General features: G+C 70.2%; 18 protein-coding genes, 5 tRNA genes and 1 other RNA gene. 7 read left to right on the top strand and 17 right to left on the bottom strand.

All coding sequences use genetic code 11. The features are described 5' to 3' along the window. Positions 1–30 precede the first annotated feature (30 nt). The 5 genes from VLK66_RS04225 to VLK66_RS04205 all read left to right on the top strand — a co-directional run bounded on the left by VLK66_RS04225 (position 31) and on the right by VLK66_RS04205 (position 7,138). Entirely contained in the window at positions 31–1,311 is a 1,281-nt protein-coding gene (locus VLK66_RS04225; RefSeq protein ID WP_325308124.1) for a glycosyltransferase family 4 protein, read from the top strand. After that, positions 1,304–2,245, top strand: coding sequence for a polysaccharide deacetylase family protein (locus VLK66_RS04220; RefSeq protein WP_325308123.1), 942 nt, complete (start codon positions 1,304–1,306; stop codon positions 2,243–2,245). Before VLK66_RS04225 ends, VLK66_RS04220 begins: the two co-directional genes overlap by 8 nt. After that, positions 2,242–3,444 (top strand): glycosyltransferase, encoded by a 1,203-nt coding sequence (locus tag VLK66_RS04215; RefSeq protein WP_325308122.1) that lies wholly within the window; start codon positions 2,242–2,244, stop codon positions 3,442–3,444. The genes VLK66_RS04220 and VLK66_RS04215 overlap by 4 nt, the downstream gene beginning before the upstream one ends. Then, positions 3,441–4,637 carry a glycosyltransferase gene (locus tag VLK66_RS04210; protein WP_325308121.1) on the top strand — a complete coding sequence of 399 codons (1,197 nt, stop codon included), beginning with the start codon at positions 3,441–3,443 and terminating at the stop codon, positions 4,635–4,637. The genes VLK66_RS04215 and VLK66_RS04210 overlap by 4 nt, the downstream gene beginning before the upstream one ends. A gap of 662 nt (positions 4,638–5,299) precedes the next feature. Then, positions 5,300–7,138: a hypothetical protein gene (locus tag VLK66_RS04205; RefSeq protein WP_325308120.1), complete on the top strand. Its 1,839-nt coding sequence runs from the start codon at positions 5,300–5,302 to the stop codon at positions 7,136–7,138. Between the two features lie 259 nt (positions 7,139–7,397). On the opposite strand, the gene VLK66_RS04200 is transcribed toward VLK66_RS04205, so the two are convergent. From VLK66_RS04200 to VLK66_RS04160, 9 genes are all read right to left on the bottom strand, one after another. Further along, a complete protein-coding gene (locus VLK66_RS04200; RefSeq protein WP_325308119.1) occupies positions 7,398–8,675 on the bottom strand; it encodes a type II toxin-antitoxin system HipA family toxin in 1,278 nt (425 codons plus the stop codon). Next, on the bottom strand, positions 8,675–8,962 hold the full coding sequence (locus VLK66_RS04195; RefSeq protein WP_325308118.1) for a helix-turn-helix transcriptional regulator: 288 nt from the start codon (positions 8,960–8,962) through the stop codon (positions 8,675–8,677). Before VLK66_RS04195 ends, VLK66_RS04200 begins: the two co-directional genes overlap by 1 nt. A 210-nt stretch (positions 8,963–9,172) precedes the next feature. Next, positions 9,173–9,246: transfer RNA gene (locus tag VLK66_RS04190), tRNA-Arg, on the bottom strand. Positions 9,247–9,252: 6 nt separating this feature from the next. Then, positions 9,253–9,640, bottom strand: an RNA gene (rnpB, locus tag VLK66_RS04185) — RNase P RNA component class A. A 23-nt stretch (positions 9,641–9,663) separates the two neighbouring features. Further along, positions 9,664–9,747 (bottom strand) — tRNA-Leu (locus tag VLK66_RS04180). 32 nt (positions 9,748–9,779) lie between these two features. Then, positions 9,780–9,863 (bottom strand) — tRNA-Leu (locus tag VLK66_RS04175). A gap of 317 nt (positions 9,864–10,180) precedes the next feature. After that, on the bottom strand, positions 10,181–11,959 hold the full coding sequence (locus tag VLK66_RS04170) for an acyl-CoA dehydrogenase family protein (protein ID WP_325308117.1): 1,779 nt from the start codon (positions 11,957–11,959) through the stop codon (positions 10,181–10,183). A 131-nt stretch (positions 11,960–12,090) separates the two neighbouring features. Then, positions 12,091–12,164, bottom strand: a tRNA-Arg gene (locus tag VLK66_RS04165). Between the two features lie 33 nt (positions 12,165–12,197). Further along, a tRNA-Lys gene (locus tag VLK66_RS04160) sits at positions 12,198–12,270 on the bottom strand. Between the two features lie 430 nt (positions 12,271–12,700). Here VLK66_RS04160 and VLK66_RS04155 point away from each other — a divergent pair. Together VLK66_RS04155 and VLK66_RS04150 are read left to right on the top strand one after the other, a co-directional pair. Then, positions 12,701–12,889, top strand: a complete 189-nt coding sequence (locus VLK66_RS04155; protein ID WP_325308116.1) for a hypothetical protein — start codon at positions 12,701–12,703, stop codon at positions 12,887–12,889. A gap of 295 nt (positions 12,890–13,184) precedes the next feature. Next, a complete protein-coding gene (locus tag VLK66_RS04150) occupies positions 13,185–13,343 on the top strand; it encodes a hypothetical protein (protein ID WP_325308115.1) in 159 nt (52 codons plus the stop codon). 81 nt (positions 13,344–13,424) lie between these two features. Here the strand turns inward: VLK66_RS04150 and VLK66_RS04145 are convergent, their stop codons facing one another. The 8 genes from VLK66_RS04145 to VLK66_RS04110 form a co-directional block, all read right to left on the bottom strand. Beyond that, a complete protein-coding gene (locus VLK66_RS04145; protein WP_325308114.1) occupies positions 13,425–14,609 on the bottom strand; it encodes an acyl-CoA dehydrogenase family protein in 1,185 nt (394 codons plus the stop codon). 347 nt (positions 14,610–14,956) lie between these two features. Beyond that, complete coding sequence (locus VLK66_RS04140; protein ID WP_325308113.1) at positions 14,957–15,178, bottom strand: hypothetical protein; 222 nt, start codon at positions 15,176–15,178, stop codon at positions 14,957–14,959. A gap of 19 nt (positions 15,179–15,197) precedes the next feature. Beyond that, on the bottom strand, positions 15,198–15,512 hold the full coding sequence (locus VLK66_RS04135; RefSeq protein WP_325308112.1) for a hypothetical protein: 315 nt from the start codon (positions 15,510–15,512) through the stop codon (positions 15,198–15,200). Then, positions 15,509–16,048: a hypothetical protein gene (locus VLK66_RS04130; protein ID WP_325308111.1), complete on the bottom strand. Its 540-nt coding sequence runs from the start codon at positions 16,046–16,048 to the stop codon at positions 15,509–15,511. The genes VLK66_RS04135 and VLK66_RS04130 overlap by 4 nt, the downstream gene beginning before the upstream one ends. Positions 16,049–16,566: 518 nt before the next feature. Beyond that, a complete protein-coding gene (locus tag VLK66_RS04125) occupies positions 16,567–17,589 on the bottom strand; it encodes an isocitrate/isopropylmalate dehydrogenase family protein (protein ID WP_325308110.1) in 1,023 nt (340 codons plus the stop codon). 647 nt (positions 17,590–18,236) lie between these two features. Next, positions 18,237–19,073 carry a hypothetical protein gene (locus VLK66_RS04120; RefSeq protein ID WP_325308109.1) on the bottom strand — a complete coding sequence of 279 codons (837 nt, stop codon included), beginning with the start codon at positions 19,071–19,073 and terminating at the stop codon, positions 18,237–18,239. A gap of 186 nt (positions 19,074–19,259) precedes the next feature. Next, complete coding sequence (locus VLK66_RS04115; protein WP_325308108.1) at positions 19,260–19,928, bottom strand: hypothetical protein; 669 nt, start codon at positions 19,926–19,928, stop codon at positions 19,260–19,262. 323 nt (positions 19,929–20,251) lie between these two features. Next, complete coding sequence (locus tag VLK66_RS04110) at positions 20,252–21,172, bottom strand: SDR family NAD(P)-dependent oxidoreductase (protein ID WP_325308107.1); 921 nt, start codon at positions 21,170–21,172, stop codon at positions 20,252–20,254. Between the last annotated feature and the right edge of the window lie 403 nt (positions 21,173–21,575).

Here is a 21,575-nt window from a genome sequence, read left to right as displayed (position 1 = left end):
GACGTCATCCTGAGGCCGGCCACACCCTCGTTGCCCCTGCACGAACGGCTGCAGGCCGAAGGATCCATAGGTGAGGCCGCACGTGCGCTGCCGAACCGCACGATCGATCCCCTGACCAGGCCTGAGGCGGCGCGCGCCCGCACCGTCCTGGTCCTGCACCGCGGCGGCGGGCAGATCCGCGGCTCGGAAGAGGTGCTGCTGGCCTTCCTGGCCGGGCTCCGGCGCGACCGCTTCCGCCCCGTCGTCCTCCATTCCGACCCCGTGCTCCGCGAGCCGCTGGCCGCGCTCGGCGTGGAGGGCGCGGTGCACGACTTTCCCGAGATACTCCTGTCCCGCGGCGAGCCGAAGCTCCCGCTGCTGCGCTGGTTCGGCGCGCTGCGGCGGATGACGGCGGTGGCGCGCGCGGAGCGGGCGGAACTGGTCCTGGCCAGCGGCGGCGGGCCGTGCCAGCTGGGCGTTCCCGTCGCGCGGCGGCTGGGCGTCCCGCTCGTCTGCCTTCTCCATCACCCCGCCCCGGCGTACCTGCACCGCGCGTGGCTCACCCGGCGCGCGGACCGCCACGTCTTCATCAGCCGCTTCACCGCCGACCACACCCGCGAGCGCATCGGCCGCGGCGGCGTGGTGGTGGCGCCGGGGATCGACGTGCACGGCCGCTTCACCCCGCCCGCGCGGCGCGACCCGGCGGTCCGGCTGAAGATGGGGATCGCCACGGACGAGGTCGTGTTCGCGCAGGTCGGCGCGCTGGTGCCGCACAAGGAGCACGCGCTGCTGCTGGACGCCTTCGCGCGCGTCCGCCGCATCCGCCCCAACGTGCGGCTGCTGGTGATCGGCGCGGGGCCGGAGGAGGCGCGCCTGCGGGAGAGGGCGCTCGGGCTCGGCCTCGAATCCGCGGTGACCTTCACCGGGCGGGTGGACGACGTGGTCCCCTTCCTCCGCCACGTGGTGGACGTGAACGTTCTCGCCTCGCGCGAAGAGGGGCTGGGGCTGGTGAACGTCGAGGCCGCCGCCTGCCGCATCCCCACCGTGGCGGCGGACGCGACCGGGGTGCGCGAGTCCGTGGTCCACGGCCATACCGGCCTGCTCTTCCCGCCGGGCGAGGTGGGCGCGCTCGCGTCGTTCATGCTGCGGCTGGCGCGCGACGCGGCGCTCCGCGCGGCGATGGGCGCCGAGGGCCGCGCTTTCGCCGTCGAGCGCTTCTCGCTCGAGCGCTTCAACGCGCGGATGGAAGCGGTGCTGGAGGATGCGCTCGTCCCCCGCGCGGCCTCCGAAGCGTCCGCGCCCGCAGCGGCGATGGAGGCGGCGCATGCCTGAGGCCGCCGCCCGCTCCGCCTCCGCATTGCGCGGCGCGGTGAAGCGCGCCGCCGAGCGCACGCTCACCGCCGCCGGCGCCGACCGCATCGCCCTGGCCATGCGCCCCGCGGGCGTGCTGGTGCTGGCCTACCACAACATCGTCCCCGCGGGCGAGTCCGCGCGCGGCGACACCAGCCTGCACCTGCCGCAGGCCGACTTCGGGCGCCAGCTCGACGCCCTCCGCCGCACGCACCGCATCGTCCCGCTCGACCAGGCGTTCGCGCCGGGAGATGGCGATCGTCCGCGCGCCGTCATCACCTTCGACGACGCCTGCCGCGGCGCGCTAACCGCGGGGATCGACGAGCTCGCCCGCCGCGGCGGCCTCCCGGCGACGATCTTCGTCGCCCCCGGCCTGCTGGGCTCCGCGCCCTGGTGGGACGAGCTGGCCGGTCCCAACGGGCTGGACCCCGCCGTCCGCGCGCACGCGCTGGACGTGCTGGGCGGCCGCGCCGCCGCGGTGCGCGCCTGGGCCGAGACCGCCGGGCTCCGCCGCCGCGCGCTTCCCACGCACCAGCGCATCGCCACGGCCGAAGAGCTGGCGGCCACCGCCGCGCGCCCGGGGATCACCCTGGCGCCGCACGGCTGGAGCCACGCCAGCCTTCCCGCGCTCACCGCCACCGCGCTGGGCGACGAGCTGTCGCGGCCGCTGGCCTGGCTGCGCGACCGCTTCGGCGGGGCGCTCCCCTGGCTGGCCTACCCGTACGGCCACGCCTCGCCCGAGGTGGAGCGCGCGGCGGAGCGGGCCGGCTACCAGGGCGCGTTCCGGGTGGAGGGCGGCAGCTTCGTCCTGGCCGGCGCCGCCGCGCATCCCTTCGCGCTGCCGCGCCTCACCGTCCCCGCCGGCGTGTCGGACGAGGGGTTCCGCCTCCTCGTCTCCGGCGTGCGGAGGGGATGACGATGCTCGCCCAGCCGCTGGCCGCCGCGCCGGAATCGCCCGCCTATCTCGATCGGGAGATGGGGGATGATGCGCCGCTCACGATCGTCCACATCGCCGCGCCCGCGCGGTTCGGGGGGCTGGAGCGCGTGCTGGAGATGCTGGCCGGCGGAGAGGCCGCGCGCGGGCACCGCGTGCACGTGGCCGCCGTGCTCGACCCCGGCGCCGCGGACGGCCACCCGCTCCTGGCCGCGCTCGCCGCCGCGGGGGTGAGCGTGCATGCGCTCGTCCCGCCGCCGCGCGCATACCGCCGCGAGCGCGCTCAGATGCGGATGCTCCTCGCGCGCGTCGCGCCGGACGTGGTGCACACCCACGGCTACCGCGCGGACGTCCTGCACGGCGGCGTGGCGCGCGGGCTCGGCATCGCCACCCTCTCCACCGTCCACGGCTTCACGGGCGGGGGATGGAAGAACCGCTTCTACGAACGCCTCCAGCGCCGGGTGCTGCGCCGCTCGGCCGCCGTCGCCGCCGTCTCGCGCCGCATGGGGATCGAGCTGCTGGATGCCGGCATCCGCCGCGACCGCCTGCACGTCATCCCCAACGCCTGGACGCCCGGCGCGCCCCCCGCCCCGCGCGGCGAAGCCCGCCGCGTGCTGGGGATCGCGGACGACGTCTTCGCCATCGGCTGGGTCGGCCGGGTGTCGAAGGAGAAGGGATTGGACGTGCTGGTGGACGCGCTCCCCCTCCTCGCCGACCTCCCCTTCCGCCTGGTGGTGCTGGGGGATGGGCCCGGCCGCGAAGCCGCCACCGCGCAGGCCGCGCGGCTCGGCGTGGGGGAGCGGATCGACTGGCGCGGCGCGACCGACGGCGCGGGGCGGTGGATGGCGGCGTTCGACGCGTGGGTGCTGAGCTCGCGCACGGAGGGGACGCCGGTGACACTCTTCGAGGCCGCGGCCGCCGGTGCGCCCATCGTCGCCACCTCGGTCGGCGGCGTCCCCGACGTCGTCACCCCCAGCGACGCGCTCCTCGTTCCCCACGAGCGCCCGGACGCGCTGGCCGCCGCCATCCACGCCGTCTACGGCGATCCCGAGGGCGCCGCCGCCCGCGCCGGACGCGCCCTCGACCGGATCGAAGCGTCGTTCGCGCCCGGCCCCTGGATCGACGCCTACGAGACCCTCTGCCGCCGCATCGCACGCGGCGCGCTCACGCGCAACCGATGAACACGCTCGCCTGCATCCTGGCCGCGCTCCCCGTGGCGCTGGCGCTCTACGCATACGCCGGGTATCCGCTGGCACTGCGCCTGCTCGCCCCGTTCCGCCCCGCCCCCGCGGCGCCGGCGGACCCGGCGGAGTGGCCGCTGCTCAGCGTCTCCCTTCCCGCGTACAACGAGGAAGCGCAGCTCCCCGGCGCGCTCGACGCGCTGCTGGCCGCCGACTATCCGCGCGGCCGCCTGCAGCTGCTGGTGATCTCCGACGCCTCTACCGACGCGACCGACGACATCGCGCGGTCGTACGCCGGCCGCGGCGTGTCGCTGCTCCGGCGCGAGCGGCGCGGCGGGAAGACGGCGGCCGAGAACGCCGCCATCCCGCACCTCACCGGCAGCATCGTGGTGAACACCGACGCGTCCATCCGCGTGCACCCGGGCGCGCTGAAGGCGCTCGCCCGGCGGTTTGGGGATGCGTCGGTGGGCGTGGTGTCGGGGCGCGACGTGAGCGTGGCCGCGGCGGACGGGTGCGCGAACGTGGCGGAGACGGGGTACGTGGGGTACGAGATGGCGCTGCGGGACCTGGAAACGCGGCTGGGGGGGATCGTGGGCGCGTCGGGATGCCTGTACGCCATCCTCAACGAGCTGCACCGCGTCCCCTTCCCCGAGAACCTGAGCCGCGACCTGGCCGCGCCGCTGATCGCGCGCGAGCACGGCTACCGCTCCGTCTCGGCCGCCGACGCACTCTGCGCCGTCCCGCGCACGGCCTCGCTGCACCGCGAGTTCCACCGCAAGACGCGCACGATCAGCCGGGGGATCGACACGCTCTGGCACAAGCGCCGGCTGCTGGACCCGTTCCGCCACGGCGGCTTCGCGCTGAAGCTGTGGAGCCACAAGCTCTGCCGCTGGGCGGTGCCGCCGGCCGCCCTTCTCGCCGTCGTCGCGCTCGCCTGGCTGGCCCCCGGGCACCTGTGGGCCGCCGCCGCGCTGGCCGCCGCCGCCGCCGTGAACGCGCTCGCGGCCCTCGGCTGGGCGTGGCCGCAGGACCGCCCGATGCCGCGCATCCTGGCGATGGCCGCCTTCCCGGTGTGGGGCAACCTCGCGGTGATCGGCGCCCTGGCGCGCCTGGCCCGCGGCGCCGACGACCACGTCTGGGAGCCCACCCGCCGCGCGGTGCTCCCGGGAAGCTCGGCCGAGCAGGGAGCGTAACGAACGGAACCCGCGGGCCAGGGCACGCTCACCTCGACACCTCCGACCCCAACGTGCAGTGGGCCGCGCAGGAGTACGGCTATCAGCAGCCCCTGATCGTCAACAACCCGAGCCCGCTGAGCTGAGCGGAGGACGAACCGGCGGGCGGCGCGCGACGGCAAGGCGCGCAGGATCGCCCGTCTCCGCCGTTTCGTGATCCCGCGGCCAGGTCCGCCAGGAGAATCGTCTGCTCGCCTGCGTGAGGGGTTTCACCAGCGCTTCAGGCTGATTCGGGTCCGGGTCGGGTGAACGGGCCCAACGCGAAACCCCGCGACCGCTGCAAGTGCGGCGATCGCGGGGTTTTCCGTTCGGTGCGCCCGGCGCGATTCGAACTCGTGACCAGTTTCGCCGATCGGGATCGGCGTCTCGATCAGTCCACGCCTCTGCATCGCCACCTCTTCTTCATCTCCCCCTCTTCGGCCGTTACAGGGGATGTAACGAAGCGTTTCAGACATCGCGCCGCCGAAAATCTCACGTTGTTCCTCAAATTTTTATCCGCCAACGAATTGCATCTGGCACACCCGTCGGGAATGTGCGTTGCCCTTGCCGGGCCCGGAGCGAAGACGCTCCGCGACCGTGCGTGATGGTCACGGACGGTGCCTCCCCCCCGAACTGGAGCAGAGATGACCACCCAGTCCCACGCCGTTCCCGTCCCCTCGCTGGTGGGCGACGCTGCGCCCCCCGCGCCCGTGCAGATGCTGAGCTGGCAAGACGTGGCGACCTCCGACCTGGCACCGTTCGCGCCCGACCCCTCTACGCCGATGGGGGCGTACGCGGTGACCACCGTGATGCTCTGGGCGCAGGCGCAGGGCCAGGCCGGCGCCATCCCCACGTGGGAGGTGGGAGACGGGACGTGGGGCGTGATCCTGATCGCCCCGCACGCCGCCCTGTCGCTGATCCAGATCCCGGTCTCGCAGATGGAGCCGTTCCAGACGAACGACCCGGCGGGGTGGGGGCAGGCGGTGATGCGCTGGTCGCAGGCGAACGGCTACCAGATGGCCATCCCCACCTACCAGAGCGACGGGACCGCCGTCACCGCGCTGGCGTTCGGCGCCGGGTACCCGGGGGTCACGTTCTACGACGCGCCCAACGCCACGCTCTTCCAGTCGCTGCAGCAGGCGCGGCGGCTGGGCAACCTGGCCGACCCCGCGGTGTGGGCCAACGCCGTGATGCGCACCGCGCAGGCGCAGGGCTTCTTCGCCGGCTGGCCCACCTGGGAGTGGACCACGAGCCGGGGGATCATGGGGCTGCAGCAGTACGACTACGGCGCGCTCCCGGACCCCACCGACGCCAACGTCGACCGGGTGCTGAAGGTGCTGAACAAGACGGTCTCTACGCTGCAGATCTCCACCGCCGACGCGCTGGCGATGTTCGCGGGGATCTACGACACCTTCAACGAGGCCCCGATCACCGACCCCGGGCTGCAGATCCTGACCGACTGCCTGTTCGGCGCGCTGCAGGCGGCGGCCAACCTGATTCCCGACGTGGGCGGCGCCGTGGGCGCGCTGATCAGCGCGGGGATGACCGCGGCGCAGGATGCGGCCAACGGCGCCGGCGGCAGCGGCCCCATCACGCTGGAGACCTACCAGGCGATGCTCAAGGCCGCGTCGGACGCCACGGTGAACTACGTGGCCACCGCGCACGACACGCTGCTGAACGCGAAGGGCAACGGCACCCTGCAGCAGGTGTGGGCGGCGCCGTACGCGAACCCGGTCACCCACCAGAGCATGCAGCTGGGCGTGCTGGCCAGTTCGCCCGACGACGTGGTGAACGGCGACGCGTACTGGACCACGATGGGCGACCAGATCACCAGCACGCTCAACCTGAACCTGCAGGTGAGCATCACCGGGCAGCTGTACACGGTGGAGCGCCGCACCTACCAGAACGCCCCGGCCACCAAGCAGTGGTGGTACGGCACCATCAGCTCCGTCACCGCGCCCAACGGCCCCTGCGCCGAGTACATCGCCTCGGCCGAGGACGAGCTGTCGGTCTGGTTCACCGACTTCGCGCAGGAGCCCGGGCACCTGCGCGGGTCGTACGTCACCTCGACGGAGTTCTGGCTGCAGGCGTCCGGCGGTGGCCCGCTTCCCGAGTATCCGCCCGCGGACCTGTGCTACGCGCTGTTCAACGGCGACGGGTTCGGGAACACGTCGGGATACTCGGGCGCGTTCGCCAAGGCCACCGTGTACAACAGCTGGCTGATGCCCACGCAGGAGATCGGCAGCGGGTGGACGCAGAACGGGGGCGGCTACGGCCAGCTGTGGAGCTACGGCAGCGGCACCGGCAACGTCGTCACCTGCACGATCGCAGACTATGGCGACGGGTGGCAGGTGGTGGCCGGGTACACCGACGCGTACGGGAACCTGACGCTGAACACGGACAATCCCCAGGTGCAGCAGGCCGACGCCGCCTGCGGCTACCAGCAGCTGGTCATCACCAACGGCCTGGTGCCGCTGAACTGATGGGGGTGCCGCACGCACGCGGGTGAAACCATCGTACGCTGCGCCGGGCCCCGATCTCCCGACAGGCGGAAGAGCACGGAGCAGCGTCGCGGGGAAGTCGGCGAGAGCCGAAGAAGGCTGTGGAGGGAGAAACAAAAACCCCGCGCCACTGCGGATGCAGCGGCGCGGGGTTTCCTTCAGTGCGCCCGACAGGATTCGAACCTGTGACCTTTGGCTCCGGAGGCCAACGCTCTAGCCAGCTGAGCTACGGGGTGTCACATCAGGAACTGGTTGCGTACTCGAATCCGGGGTACACGAACGCAGGCTCGACCACCCGGCAGTCGCGTTCGCTGCCCCCGTGCTGAAGGACGTCGCTGCGCCAGTGGCGCTCGACGATGACCTTCATCTCGTCGATCACAGCGTTCGCCTCCTCGCTGCGGAACCCGAAGTGGTTGGCCGCGGAGAGCAGGTTGTCGCGCCGCGCGATACGGCCGAAGCGCCCGCATTCCATCGCGAGCCGCCGGCCCTCGATCCCCTGCCGCGGATTCGGGGTGAGGTCGTACGCCGGAGCAAGACGCCAGGCGCGGCCGGGCGCGATGAGGGCGTGGTTGCGGGGATGGTCGTCGACGTTCGAGATCAGCGCGTTTAACACCACGCGCCGGAAGAGCTCGGCCCTGTCCTCACGTGGCCGGCCCGACCAGCGCTGAAGCTCGTCCGCAAGCAGCACGTACGACCAGCCCGCGCGGTCGGTGGGACTTTCCTCCACGTCGAGCACCGTCAGGGCACTCACCATCCGGTGCCTGAGGTATGCGGCCTCTCCACCCTCGCCGGTGACGCGTTCGCGATCGAACCGCTTCACCAGGAGCACCGCCTCGTCCCCGACCCGCTCCACCCGCGTTTCGGGGACCCGAATCCCGCACCTCGCTGCCAGCGCGAGCATCGCCGCCTCGACGGGCGCGTTGTTCCACCGGTCGCCCCGCTGGGGAAACTTCGCGATCCAGAGACCTGCCTCGTCCTCCACCACGTTCTTCGGGCGCGCGCCGCCCAGCGAGGTACCGGGTTCCAATAGATCGAGGATCTGCCGCGCAACCGGCTCTCCCGGGTGGTCGTCTTCCAGGAGCCCCACCGCGCGGCGGAGCTCGGCCAGCTGGACGACGCGGTTGAACTCGCGGACGGGCGCGGGAGGCACAGTTCCACGCCCGAACGACAGCGCGCCCGCGCGGTCCTGCGGCGATTCGAGGAGGAAGTCGACCTCATCGAGATCAGGGCGCCCCAGAATCCTCTCGATCACCCGCCGCCCCCATGCGTCGGGAGCCGCATCCCTCAACGCGCCGAAAACTCCATCGAGCTTCGCCGTCTCCCTTACCGTGGACGAGATGGGTAGATGGTAGGGGTCCAGCGGCACCGCGTCGGTCCGCGCGCGATAGCTCCGCCCGTACACGAACCGCCCGACCGCACGCCCGGTCCGCGTAACCTCGCGCTCGAACCGGCCGCACGTGACCACCTCCAGCGTCCCCGGCATCTGGAGATAGACGAAGCACTCCGCGCGCTGCCGCATCAGAAGTCGTCGTCCAGCCGGGCGGGCCGGCGCGCGCGCTCCGGCAGCCGCGCGGACTCGAGCGCGATCCCCTCCGCGTCCCGCTCCGGCGCGGCGACGTCCTCGACATCGTGGTCGAGACCGAGCGCCCACAGCACGGCCACGTACGCGCCGATCCCCGTCCCCGTTCTGCCTTGCTCCACCGCGACGAGCGTGGGACGCGTGATGCCGGCCTTCTGCGCCACCTCGGCCTGCGTCATCCCGCGACGCAGCCGCGCGGTCGCGATGTGCGCGCCGAGGCGTGCCACCGCCTGCTCGACCGCCTTGGGAGCCGCGCCGGAACGCAGGGGAGTTCGGTTTGGAGATTTCATGCGCCTCCTTCTGTGTGTAAAAAATCCTATACATAATTCCCCTTTGTGGCAAGAATCATTTACATCATCCTGGAACGCGGAGAGGGCGGAGGGAGAAAACAAAAACCCCGCGCCGCTGCAATTGCAGCGGCGCGGGGTTTCCTTCAGTGCGCCCGACAGGATTCGAACCTGTGACCTTTGGCTCCGGAGGCCAACGCTCTATCCAGCTGAGCTACGGGCGCGCAATTCGGGCGGGAGGCGGAATAAGCCGAGTTCTGTCAGCCCGCGAACGGGCCGAGGATCATTTCTCTGGGACCGATGTTGCCACCGGCCTCGTGCGGCCTACCCGGAACTGTGAAGGACCGGAATCCTTCGCGGCGCGGGCAGCGCCTCGTTCCTGTTCGGCCTTGCTCCGGGTGGGGTTTGCCCTGCCCCCGACGTTGCCGGCGGGGCGGTGCGCTCTTACCGCACCGTTTCACCCTTGCCTGTGCTCCCGGCGGGAGCCATCGGCGGTCTGTTCTCTGTGGCACTTTCCGTCGCCTTGCGACGCCCGGCCGTTAGCCGGCACCCTGCCCTGCGGAGCTCGGACTTTCCTCGACGCCCTCAAGGAGCGCCGCGATCCTCACTCGCCTCCCGACCCGTGTTTTCAAATCCGGCAGTGCCCAGGAGAGGACTCGAACCTCCACGCCGGTTAAGGCACCAGATCCTTAGTCTGGCCTGTCTACCAGTTTCAGCACCTGGGCAAACCAACCACCGGTGCGTGTGCCGCGGACAGTGCTCCCGAGAGGACTCGAACCTCCACGGGCTTGCGCCCACTGGATCCTGAATCCAGCGCGTCTACCAATTCCGCCACAGGAGCATGGCTGTCCACAACAGGCACCGACTGCAAGCGGCGAGCGGGTGGCTCGCCGCAACGATGCTCCGAAAGCGCTTCCAGCTCCCGGCCTTCGAGCCCCGCGACCGGCAGGCCCGCATCGACGAAGGCCGTAAGTATAACGAATCGGCCGATGTTGCGGAAGGGTCCGCGCGAATTTTCCCGCGGCAACGCCGGATTCCGCCGCCCTCCCCCGCCGGAAGCTCCTCCATCCCATCCGCATGCTCCCACCCGCGATTCTGCGGACCGCTCCGGGAGGAGGAGATCGCATCCCGCACTTCCGCACTTCCGCACTTCCGCACTCACGCACTTCCGCACTCCGCCAGGACGTCCGCCGCGACCGCGCGGAGAAGCGTGTCGCGGTCGTCGTTCAGCGCCACGCGCGCGGCGCGGAAGCGCAGCCCCGAGCGCTGGCAGGCCAGGTCGCACAGGCGCAGCACCCGCGCGACCGAGTCCCCGTCGAGCGGCATCTCGCTGCTGGTGAGCGGCGGCGCCACGGTCTCTCCGGCGTCGTGCGCGTCCAGCAGCGCCTGCGTGCGGCTGAGGGTGGCGGCGCGCACGTACAGCTCGATGGCCATGTCGGCCAGCCGCGCCACCACGAACTGCCGCTCCACCACCCCCGCGCCGTGCGTGCGGATCACCCGCTCGGTGGCGGCGCGCAGGTCGCGGGTGTGGTCGGCCAGGTAGTCGAAGTGGCGGCGCAACGCCGGGTGCACGTCGCGGTCGATGCTGGGCTCGCCGCGGCCCAGCGCCATCCGCACCCGGCCGGTGGCGAACTCGCCCAGCAGCCCCAGGCCCTCGATCGGATGCTTCAGCGCCTCGCCGATGCGGCGCAGGTACTCGCCCGGGCCCTGGATCCCCGACAAGCCCACGAACAGGCGCAGCACCTCGTTGGTCCCCTCGAAGATGCGGGTGATGCGCGCGTCGCGGTACATCCGCTCGTACGGGTAGCCCTTCACGAACCCGCGCCCGCCGGCGATCTGCACCGTCTCGTCCACCGCGCGGTCCAGGGCCTCGCTGTTCCACACCTTGGCGGCGGCGCTCTCCAGCGCGTAGTCCACGTCGCCGCGGTCGGCCAGCCCGGTGGTGAAGTACGCCACGCTCTCGGCCGTGAAGGCGTCGGCCGCCATGGCCGCCAGCTTCCCCTGGATCAGCTCGAACTCCGCGATCGGCCGCTTGAACTGGCGCCGGCCGGCGGCGAAGGTGGACGCCATCTCCAGGCACCGCTTCACCCCGCCCGCCGCGCCGGCGGAAAGGCCCTGCCGCCCGGAGTTCAGGATGCGCATGGCCAGCTTGAAGCCCTCGCCCACCTCGCCCAGCACGTTCTCCGGCGGCACGCGCACGCCGCGGAAGTGCAGCTCGGCCTGGTTGCTCCCCCGCGCGCCCATCTTGCGCAGCGGCTCGCCCCGCTCGAAGCCGGGCATGCCGGGGCGCAGGATGAAGGTGGTCACGCGGTCCACCATGCGCCCGTCGCGCTCCACCGGCGTCTGCGCGAAGGTGACCACGATCTCGCTGAACGAGCCGTTGCCGATCCAGATCTTGTCGCCGTTCAGCACCCACTCGCCGGTGTCCGGGTCCAGCTCCGCGCGGCTCTCGATCCCCTGCGCGTCGCTCCCCGCGTTGGGCTCGGTGAGCGCGAACGAGGCGAACCACTCGCCCGCGGCCGCTTTCGGCAGATAGAGCCGCTTCTGCTCGTCCGTTCCCGCGAGCACGATCCCCTTGGTGCCGATGGAAAGGTGCACGCCCAGGATGATCCCCAGCCCCACGTCGTACGCGGTGACCGCTTCGAAGATGCGGCAGTAGGCGCTCTGGCTGAGCCCCATCCCCCCGTACTCGGCGGGGATGGCGATGCCGAACAGCCCCATCCGCGCCAGCTCGGCGACGACGTGCGGGGGCACCTGCTCGTGCTCGTCCACCCACTCGCGGTCCAGCTCGCGCTCCAGGTAGCCCGTCACCCCGGAGAGGAACGCGGTGACGCGCGCGGCCTCGTCGTCCGGGAGGCGCGGGTAGGGGAAGAGGATGGAATCGTCGATGGACCCCGCGAAGAACCCGCGGGTGAGCGACTGCATCTCGTTCGCCATGGTCCGTCCGTGGAGGAGTTGGCCCGCCTGCCGGGCGCCGGAGGGGAGAGCGCCCGTGTCCGCAATAAACCGTCCGGCGGCAACGACGAAGCCCCGACAGCGTGACCGCTGCCGGGGCTTCGTCGGAAAGGTGCGCCCGGAGAGATTCGAACTCCCGACCTTCTGATCCGTAGTCAGACGCTCTATCCAGCTGAGCTACGGGCGCACAAGCCTGCTATCTACGCACTCCAGCTTCGAGTGCACCGGGAAGGAATCGAACCTTCAACCTTGGGATTAAGAGTCCCCTGCTCTGCCAATTGAGCTACCGGTGCGTTTTCAGCACAGGCCGGGAAATCTATCCAAACCCAGCCGCACTGTCAACCCGCCCCAAACCGTGGTCCGGCCGGGCCGGGAGCGCGGCGAGAGGCGCACCGCACGCGGTCGAAGATAGCGAAATCCTCGTGTTGGTTCGACAGGACAACGGGCAAGGCGGGAGATCAAACCGGGCAAAGAAGGATGCAGATGGATCGGCGCACACCCGGAACCTCCGGGAGTCCTCATGAGACATAACGCACCCCAGTGAGACTGGCCAAACAATGCGCATGAGGTCTTGGCGGTCGCTCGTAACGGATCTCCTCCCGTACGTCAGGCGTTTGCCAATTCATGCGAATTTACGCACACTTTAGTTCAGGTCCCGCGACACCGGCAGCGGAGGGGCTCCGCGTGCCGCGCGGTCGTTTTCCCCGTGAACGGAGCGTTGTCATGCGAAAGATCAGTCTCAACGTGGACGCGCTGACGGTGGAGTCGTTCGAGGCCACCGCGGCGAACGCGGAGAAGAGTGGAACGGTGCACGCGCGCGGGTTCACCCGCTACTGGGAGCAGAGCTGCTATCAGAGCTGCACCAACATCGCCGACTGCCTCTGCCTGTCCGAGCTCGGCCAGTGCGGCTGAGCGCGCCACAGCGGGCGGGAGCCGCGCCTGCGTGAGGGATGCGCGCCCGAAGGGCCGGGACACCGCCGCGCCCGGATCGATGCCGGGGATTCGCATCGAGTTGCGGCGCGGCGGGGGCCCGGCGCGGTTGGCAACGGTCGTATCGTTGCCTACCGCGCGCGCAGCCCGGTTTGGCGCCCCGGCGCCAAACACGCCCGAAGCCCGGCCGTTCAACATCGTGGCCCCCGCGCCGCGAGCGCGTTATCGTGCGTCGGTTCGTGCGATGATGATGCAAACCTTCCGAGCGGAGCAGAGCATGGGACGCGAGAAACTGAAGCTGGATTCGATCTGCGTGGAGTCGTTCACGACGTCGGCCACCGAGCAGCCGAAGGGGACGGTGCTGGCGTACGCCTCGAACGAGGCCACCTGCGACACCTGCGTGGGCGACAACTGCACCCACGGCTGCCCCGCCTGACCCTGTCCGGAACGCATGAAAAAGCGAACGTGCGCGGGATCCGGATCCCGCGCACGTTCGGTTTTTTGTTCCGCGGCCGAATCAGAACGCCGCGAAGCCGGTGATGTCGTTGCCCAGGATCAGGCCGTGCACGTCGTGCGTGCCCTCGTAGGTGTAGACCGACTCGAGGTTGGCCATGTGGCGCATGGCCTGGTACTCGACCAGGATGCCGTTGCCGCCCAGCAGCCGGCGCGCCTCGCGGGCGATCTCGCAGGCGATGTTCACGTTGTTGCGCTTGGCGAGCGAGACCTGCTCGGGGCGCAGCGTGCCCGCGTCCTTCAGGTTCCCCAGGCGCCAGCAGAGGAGCTGCGCCTTGGTGATCTCGGTCAGCATCTCGGCCAGCCGCGTCTGCTGGATCTGCGTGGCGGCGATGGGCTTGTTGTCGAACTGGATGCGGTTCTTCGCGTACGACAGCGCCTCGTCGTAGCAGGCCATGGCCGCGCCCACCGCCCCCCACGCGATGCCGTAGCGCGCCTGGGTGAGGCACATCAGCGGGCTCTTCAGGCCGCCGGACTTCGGCAGCAGCGCGGTGTCGGGGACGTGCACGTCCTGCAGCACCAGCTCGCTGGTGTCCGAGGCCAGGAGCGAGAGCTTCCCCTTCTGGTCGCGCGCGGTGAAGCCCGGCGTGTCGGTGGGGACGATGAAGCCGCGGATGGCCTTCGTATCGTCCATCTCGCCCGTCTTGGCCCAGACGATGGCGATGTTGGCGGTGGAGCCGTTGGTGATCCACATCTTGGCGCCGTTCAGCACCCACCCGTCGTCGGTCTTCCGCGCCCGCGTGACCATTCCCCCGGGATTGGAGCCGAAGTCGGGCTCGGTGAGGCCGAAGCAGCCGATGACCTCGCCGGCGGCCATGCGCGGCAGGTACTCGCGCTTCTGCTCCTCGCTGCCGAAGGCGTAGATGGGGTACATGCAGAGCGCGCCCTGCACGCTGGCGAAGGAGCGGATGCCGCTGTCGCCGCGCTCCAGCTCCTGCATGATCAGGCCGTAGCTCACGTTGTCGAGCCCCGCGCAGCCGTACTCCTCCGGCAGGTTGGCGCCGAACACCCCCAGCTCGGCCATCCCGGGGATGAGCTGCTTGGGGAGATAGCGGCCGATGTACGCGTCGTTGATCACCGGCAGCAGGTTGTCGTCCACCCACTCGCGCACGGTGTCGCGGATCATGCGCTGCTCTTCGCTGAGCAGCCCGTCGATGTCGTAGTAGTCAACGCCCTGGAACTTCGCCATTTCAGCGGCTCGTTTCGTCTGGTCGTGAAAGGTCGGAAAGAAGCCGGGGAATATAGGCCGGGGGCGGGTCGGGGCAAGGAAACGGGTGGGGGATCGGCGGAGCAGATTCGGAAGGACCCCACCTCCGCCGCGAACGGTGAATGGAATTCACCGGCTGGAACGGCACAAAGTCCCTGCGGGACTGCGGCCCAGCCATCCTGCAGCTCCGGCCGACGCCCAGCCCGCCGGAGGCTGAGACGGGATCGGAGCCGCGACAGAGGCCGAGGCCGCAGTCCCGCAGGGACTTTGTGCTTTTGTAGCCCGGGGATTCATCCCCGGGAAGCGGACGGTGGCCTCCGGCGCGGAGGCTACTCGATCGTGTGCCCGTGCGTCTCGCTCTCGGGGGTGTCGCGGCGGGATTTGCGGCGGTCGGAGACGGCGTACCAGAGGACGAGGAGGCCCACCAGCGCCGTCGCTCCGGGGACGACGGACGGGTGGTGGACGAAGCGGCCGATGCCGAAGCCCAGCATGATGCCGCCCAGGATGGCGGCCAGCACGTTCAGCCAGGGAGAGGCGAAAAAGCCGGGCACGTCGCTGCGGGGGTGAAGGTCAGGACGCGGGCGGCTTCACGCCGCGGGCGCGGATCACGTCGAAGAACACGCGCCGGGCCACCTTGAAGGCCACGTACGCCAGCGCCAGCCCCAGCGCCATGAACACGATCAGGAAGGTGGAGTTCCACAGCTCGAAGTAGTCCAGCATCCACAGGTACAGGGCGAGTACCACGAACGCGGGAAACATCGCCAGCCACCCGGAGCGGCGCACCAGCGCCTTGCGGCAGGCCTTGCACCAGCCGATGTGGTCGGCCGCCTCGCCGGTCACGCGGTGGCCGCAGTTGCTGCAGTCGAAGCTTTCCGAGCCTGTCAATGCACCCCTCCACCTGATACTTCGGATCCTGTGCCGTCACCAGCCGTTGCTGCAGCCGCAGGCGGTGAACCCGGCTTCGGCAGCAATGCCGCGAAGATTCCGTACAGGATAGCCAGCACGACTCCGTACAGGAAGTAAGCGTCCTGCTTCATCCCGTGCTCGTGCGCCACCGGAGAAATCTCCAAGCCGACACGAGCGAGGATTTCATGCCACCGGGCGGTGGTATCAACAACGCCTTTTGCGAGCGAATCAGCGTACAGCTTGAGCGTGCCGGCGGCGGAGGCCGTGCTTGCCTGAGCTCCCGCGGCTTCCAGACCGCGCGCAAGGGCACCGATGTGCTTCGTTCCGGCAGAGATCGATACGCAGAATGCGATCCAAGACGCGGCAAGAAGCAAGGCGGCCACAGGGTGTACGCGCTTCAGCAGGTCCTTGGTGAACGAAATCGTGATTCCAATGAAGGCTGTAGCGAGCGTGATTTCCTGTTTCGCCAGTTCGAGCGCGAACTGGTTCGCCGTGATGAATTCCGGTGCGATCATCTTTCGCCCTCGCTCTTTGGAGATCTAACGCATTCTATGGACGCGGCTGAGGCTTGGGTGGAGGCGGAGGGATCGGCGGACACTTCGGCGGCGGATTAGGATACGAATCGAGGCAGCCCTTCAGGTCTTCGAAGGTCTGGAGGTTGATCTCCGGAGTGGAGTACCGGTTCTGATACGCGTCGGCTCTCGCGAACATCACCGCCGCGTTCAGAACGTACAGCTCTTCCCTGATCTTCTGCGGTTCCGTTTGCTCCACGGATGAATCACTGGACTGCCGCGACTCGATCAACTCCGCAAGGCTGTCCGTTGCAGCCGGAGTAACAAATACTCCCCGATCGCGAAGCTCTGACCCCACAATCCGGGCGAGCGAGTCCGTCTGTGCGGTGTCGGGGGCAGCCGAGGTCAGGCCCTGGGCATGAGAGAGTGAAGGCACACCGAGAGAAAGCCCGACGATGATTGCACATCCGTGAATGTGTACGCGCATATCGTCCTCCCGTGGGCGGGGAAAAGAGGACTGCTCAGCTCGAGCCCAGCCGGCGCACGACGGCGTCGGTGAAGGTCTGCGTGGTCCCGCTTCCCTTCAGGTCGGGCGTCAGGCTGTCGTTCTCGCGGATGGTGGCCTCCAGCGCGGTGCGGATGCGCTGGGCGGGCTCCTTCTGGCCCAGGTGGTCCAGCATCATCACGGCCGCCATCAGCAGGGCCGACGGGTTCGCCACGCCCTTGCCGGCGATGTCGGGGGCGGAGCCGTGCACCGCCTCGAAGATGGCCGCGTTCTCGCCGATGTTGGCGCCCGGCGCAAGCCCCAGGCCGCCGACCAGCCCCGCGATCTGGTCCGACAGGATGTCGCCGAACATGTTCTCGCAGACGATCACGTCGAAGCGGTAGGGGTCCATCACCAGCAGCATGGCGGTCGCGTCGATGATGCGGTCCTCGAACTCGACCTTCCCCTCGTACTCCTTGGCGATCTCGCGCCCCATGTCCAGGAACAGCCCCTGGGTGTACTTGAGGATGTTGGCCTTGTGCGCCAGCGTCACCTTCTTCCGCCCGTGCTTCACCGCGTACTCGAAGGCGTAGCGGAGGATGCGGTTCACGCCGAAGCGGGTGACCAGCATCACGCTCTCGGCCGCGGCACGCGGGTCGCTGCCGATGCCGATGTAGTGCTCCACCCCGCTGTACAGCCCCTCCGTGTTCTCGCGCACCAGCACCAGGTCGATGTCCTCGTAGCGCCCGCCGACGACCAGCGTGCGCACCGGGCGGACGTTGGCGTACAGCTCGAACTCCTGCCGCAGCGCCACGTTGATGGAGCGGAAGCCGGTGCCGCTGGGCGTGCTGAGCGGGCCCTTCAGCGCCAGGCGGTTCTTCTTGATGGAGTCGATGGTCGCCTTGGGAAGCGGGTCGCCCACCTGCTTCAGCGCGGTCTCGCCGGCGATCTGCTCCTCCCACTGCAGCTGGGCGCCGGCGGCCTCCAGGATGCGCACCACCGATGCGGTGATCTCGGGCCCGATCCCGTCGCCGGGGATCAGCGTGACTGTCTCTGGCATTCCCGTCTCTCTATTTCGTGGCGATGGGCGGTTCCGTGCGCCCCGTGTTCTCGTCCCGATCCCCGTCCGCGCGATGCGGACCCGCGATGCAAACACCGCGCGCGGCGGCGGACATCGCGTCTCGCGGGCGATCGAGCCCGGGAAAATGCGACTGAAGTCGCGGCTACGACGGCACGCAGTCCGCCTGCGCGCCGCCTGCGCGGACTTCTCGCGGGGGTGGGCTCCGGCGCGGGGCGGAACATACGCGGTGCGGGGGGAGATGCAAAACCCCTCGCGTCTGCGCGGCGCGAGGGGCGAGAGGTGATGCGGATGGAAGCCGGCTCGATGTGCTTCCCGGCGGACGTGCTGGACCGGCTCCATAGCCGGTCCTTCGGCCTGCAACGTTCTGCGCGGAAACCGCTTCCTGCGTGGCCGGCCTGAATGGAAAGTTCCGCGCGCAACCGGTCACCGGCGACTAAAGTCGCAGCAACAACTACGGGAAGCCTCGCAAACTGCGCGAGGCTGTTCGGCTCGGCAGCCGGTTCCGCTCGGGAGGACGCCTCCCCCTTTCATCCATCGCGGTCGCGCGAAGCGCGGTGTTCGACTCAGGATGACGTCAGGCGGGTGGGCGCGGAACGGCTGCGATCCGGTCTGTCGCGGAGCGGGAATCAGTACGAGCGCGAGGCGAGCGCGGGGAGATAGCTCCACCAGCCGGACCACTTCAGCACGTCGACTTCCAGGGTCTGCGCGTACGAGCGCTGGCGGTAGAAGGCGAAGGTGTTCCCCTTCTTTACCCCTACGACCTGGGTGACCTTGCTGCGCGAGGCCTCGTACATCGACTGCACCATGATGTAGTTCTGCGGCGTGCGACCGGTGGCGGCCACGACCTTGCTCGCCTCCTGCTTCAGCCATGCGTTCTTGTAGGCACTCTTGAAGAACGCATCGCCGGTGACCCACTTCGTGTAGCCGCCCAGCCCCATCACCTTCTTCCCCAGCCAGTTGAACTGCTCGTCCTCGCTGGGCTGGAGGTGCACCATCGAATACAGGCTCTGCCCCCAGTCCAGGATGAGCACGGTGCAGCCGTTCTGCATCTCCGTGACCCACAGGTCGGCGGGGGTGGCGCCGGCGTCGACTCGCGCGGTGGTTTCGTGGCGCTGCCCCGAGCCCGTGCCCTGCGCCAGCTCCGACCCGCGCATCCGCGAGACGATCATCTTCTTCTGGATGGCGCCGTGGGGGAGGAACTTGGCCCCGGCATCGGTCCACGCCCGGTCGGCCGAGGTGTCGATGGAGATGGTGCGCCCCACGGCGGCGAACCACATGTCCGCCAGGGTGCCGTCGGCCACGGTGGGAAGCTGGTTCACGTGGATGAGCACCTGCTTCAGCAGCGGGACCGTGTGGTTCACCAGCTGGCCGTACCGCTCCAGGCAGGTGTCCCGCGCCCTCCGCAGGTCTTCTTCCAGCTTTTCGTCATCGTCGTCGACGGCGACGGGGGAGAGGTCGCTCATTTCGCGGCTCCGGTGCGGGTTCCTGGCGATCCCCGGGATCTCTCGTGTGAATCTTCCGGCGCAGGGCAGACTGGCTTCCTCACCGGCGACTGAAGTCGCAGCAACAACCACGGGAAGCCTCGCAAACTGCGCGAGGCTGATCCGCGCACTCCGCGGCATTGGCGCTCACGACCGAGTCTCCTTCGGTCACTGGCCGGGGACGAGCATCCGGCCGGCGAGCGCGGAGGCGGCGCTGGCGAGGGCGGCGGCGTCGGGCTCGGGGCGGTTGGCGCCGTCGGCCTCGCCGTACCAGACGACGTTGCCGGTGCGGGTGTCGACGACCACCGCGGCCATGCGCACCGCGCCGCCGCCCGCCGCGGCCGGAAGCCACTCGGCGGACTGGAGGATGAGCGCCATGCGCGTATCCATCAGCGCGGAGTAGCGGCGCAGCAGCCCGCCCAGCGGCTCGACGACGTAGCGCTCGTGGTGGTGCCGGAAGGCATCGGACGGGAGGAAGTCTGGATCGTCGGCGTAGCCGGGCGAGCGGCGGAGCGCGGAGCGGAGCATGTCGGGATCGACCCAGCGGACGCGGGCGTTGCGCTCGGCGAGCGCGAACAGGGCCTCGCGGGTGGCGTCGGCGCGGGTCTGCGGGATGCCGCTGACCGACTGCACCGGGAGCACCAGCACCTTCTGCCCGGAAATGTCCATCGGGCCGACGGTGGGGGCGAGCCTGGGCGTGGGCGCCTGCGCGGCGGCCGGCGGCGCCTGCCCGCCGCACGCCGTGGCCAGCGCGGCGAGCGCGAGGAGCAGCGCGCGCGGGGCGAGCCGCGTGCGGCGCGTGGGACGGCGAGTCGGGCGGGAGAGAGCGTGAGACATTCGGGATTGCGGAAGATTCGGGTGTCGGCGATGGATCCGCGGGGCTCGCCGCGCGCGAGGGCCCTCATTCCCCCGGCCCCTTCTCCCGACAGCAGGAGAAGGGGGAGAACTCAACGTAAGGCTCGCATCTGCGTGAGGGATGCGCGCCCGAAGGGCCGGGACGCCGCCGCGCCGCGGATGCGGCGGACCGGCGGCGATGCTCGTGCGCGGGGGTGGCCCGGCGCGGTTGGCAACAGTCGTATCGTTGCCTACCGCGCGCGCAGCCCGGTTTGGCGCCTCGGCGCCAAACACGCCCGAACCCCGCCGTTCAAAGATAGCGAGAATCAGAGCAGATGGCCGCCGTCGACCGGGATCACGGCGCCGGTGATGTGGCGCGCGTACTCGGAGCAGAGGAACACCACCACGTTGGCCACGTCCTGCGGATCGCCCAGGCGCCCCAGCACGGCGCGCTCGCGGGCGGTGTCGAGGATCTCGGCGGGAACGCCGCTGGTGAGCCGCGTGGTGCGGATGTAGCCGGGCGCCACGGCGTTCACGTTCACGTTGCTGGGGCCCAGCTCCAGCGCCGCCGAGCGCGTGAGCCCCAGCAGCCCCGCCTTGGACGCGCTGTAGTTGGCCAGCCCGAACTCGCTGCGGATGCCGTGGACGGAGCTGACGTTCACGATCTTGCCGTCGTGCTGGCGGCGGTAGATGGGGCTGACGGCGCGGATCAGGTGGAAGGCGCCGGTGAGGTTGGTGTCGAGCACCGAGCGCCACTGCTCGTCGGTGAGCCGCCAGAGCGCGCGGTCGCGGGCGATGCCGGCGTTGTTCACCAGGATGTTCACGCCGCCCAGCTTCTCCACCGTCTCGCCCACGAAGCGGTCGACGGCGCGGGCGTCGCGGACGTCGCACTCCTCGTGGTGGACGCCCACCTCCAGGCTCTTGATCTCGCGGGCGGTCTGCTCGGCCTCTTCGCCCACGTCGCCGCGGGTGTCGTACTGGAACCAGTTGAAGGCCACGTGCACGCCGTGGCGCGCGAACTCCAGCGCGATGGCCTTGCCGATCCCCGTGGCGCCGCCGGTGACGATGGCCACGCGGCCGCGCATGGCCGAGCCGTAGTTCAGCGACTGCGGCTGCGTCTCCTCGGTCACTTCCTCGAGGAGCTGCTCCACGGGGTCGGCCACGCGCAGCCCCTCCATCTGGAGCGGATGGTACTGGGCCGACGGCTTTTGGGGTTCGGGGTCGCGTCCGGGCTCGGATGAGGGCATCAGCGACCTGGCGTGGGGTTCGTGGCTTGTGGGGATTGGACTGCATTGTACTGCGTCGGCGGCGGGGAAGGCAACTTCCGCGCCGGGGACAGGGTGCGAAAGTGCGGGAGTGCGGGAGTGCGGAAGTGCGGAAGTGCGGAAGTGCGGGAGTGCGGGAGTGCGGGAGTGCGGGAGTGCGGGAGTGCGGGAGTGCGGGAGTGCGGGAGTGCGGGAGTGCGTTGGCGGGATGGGGAAGCATCGCGGGATCTCTCGCGGAGACGCGGAGACGCGGAGGACTGATGTGGGCGTCCCTGCGGGAAGCGCGGAGGGGGAGTTGGGGAGGGCTCGGCGTGCGATGAGTTATCGCGGATTTTCGGGTGGGGATGGACTGCGGGGAAAGCGCAGGAGATGGGGATTGCACCAT

This window comes from Longimicrobium sp., assembly GCF_035474595.1.
Taxonomy (GTDB): Bacteria; Gemmatimonadota; Gemmatimonadetes; order Longimicrobiales; family Longimicrobiaceae; genus Longimicrobium.
The sequence above is the reverse complement of the archived record's forward strand: the minus strand, read 5'-3'. Positions and strand labels throughout refer to the sequence as shown.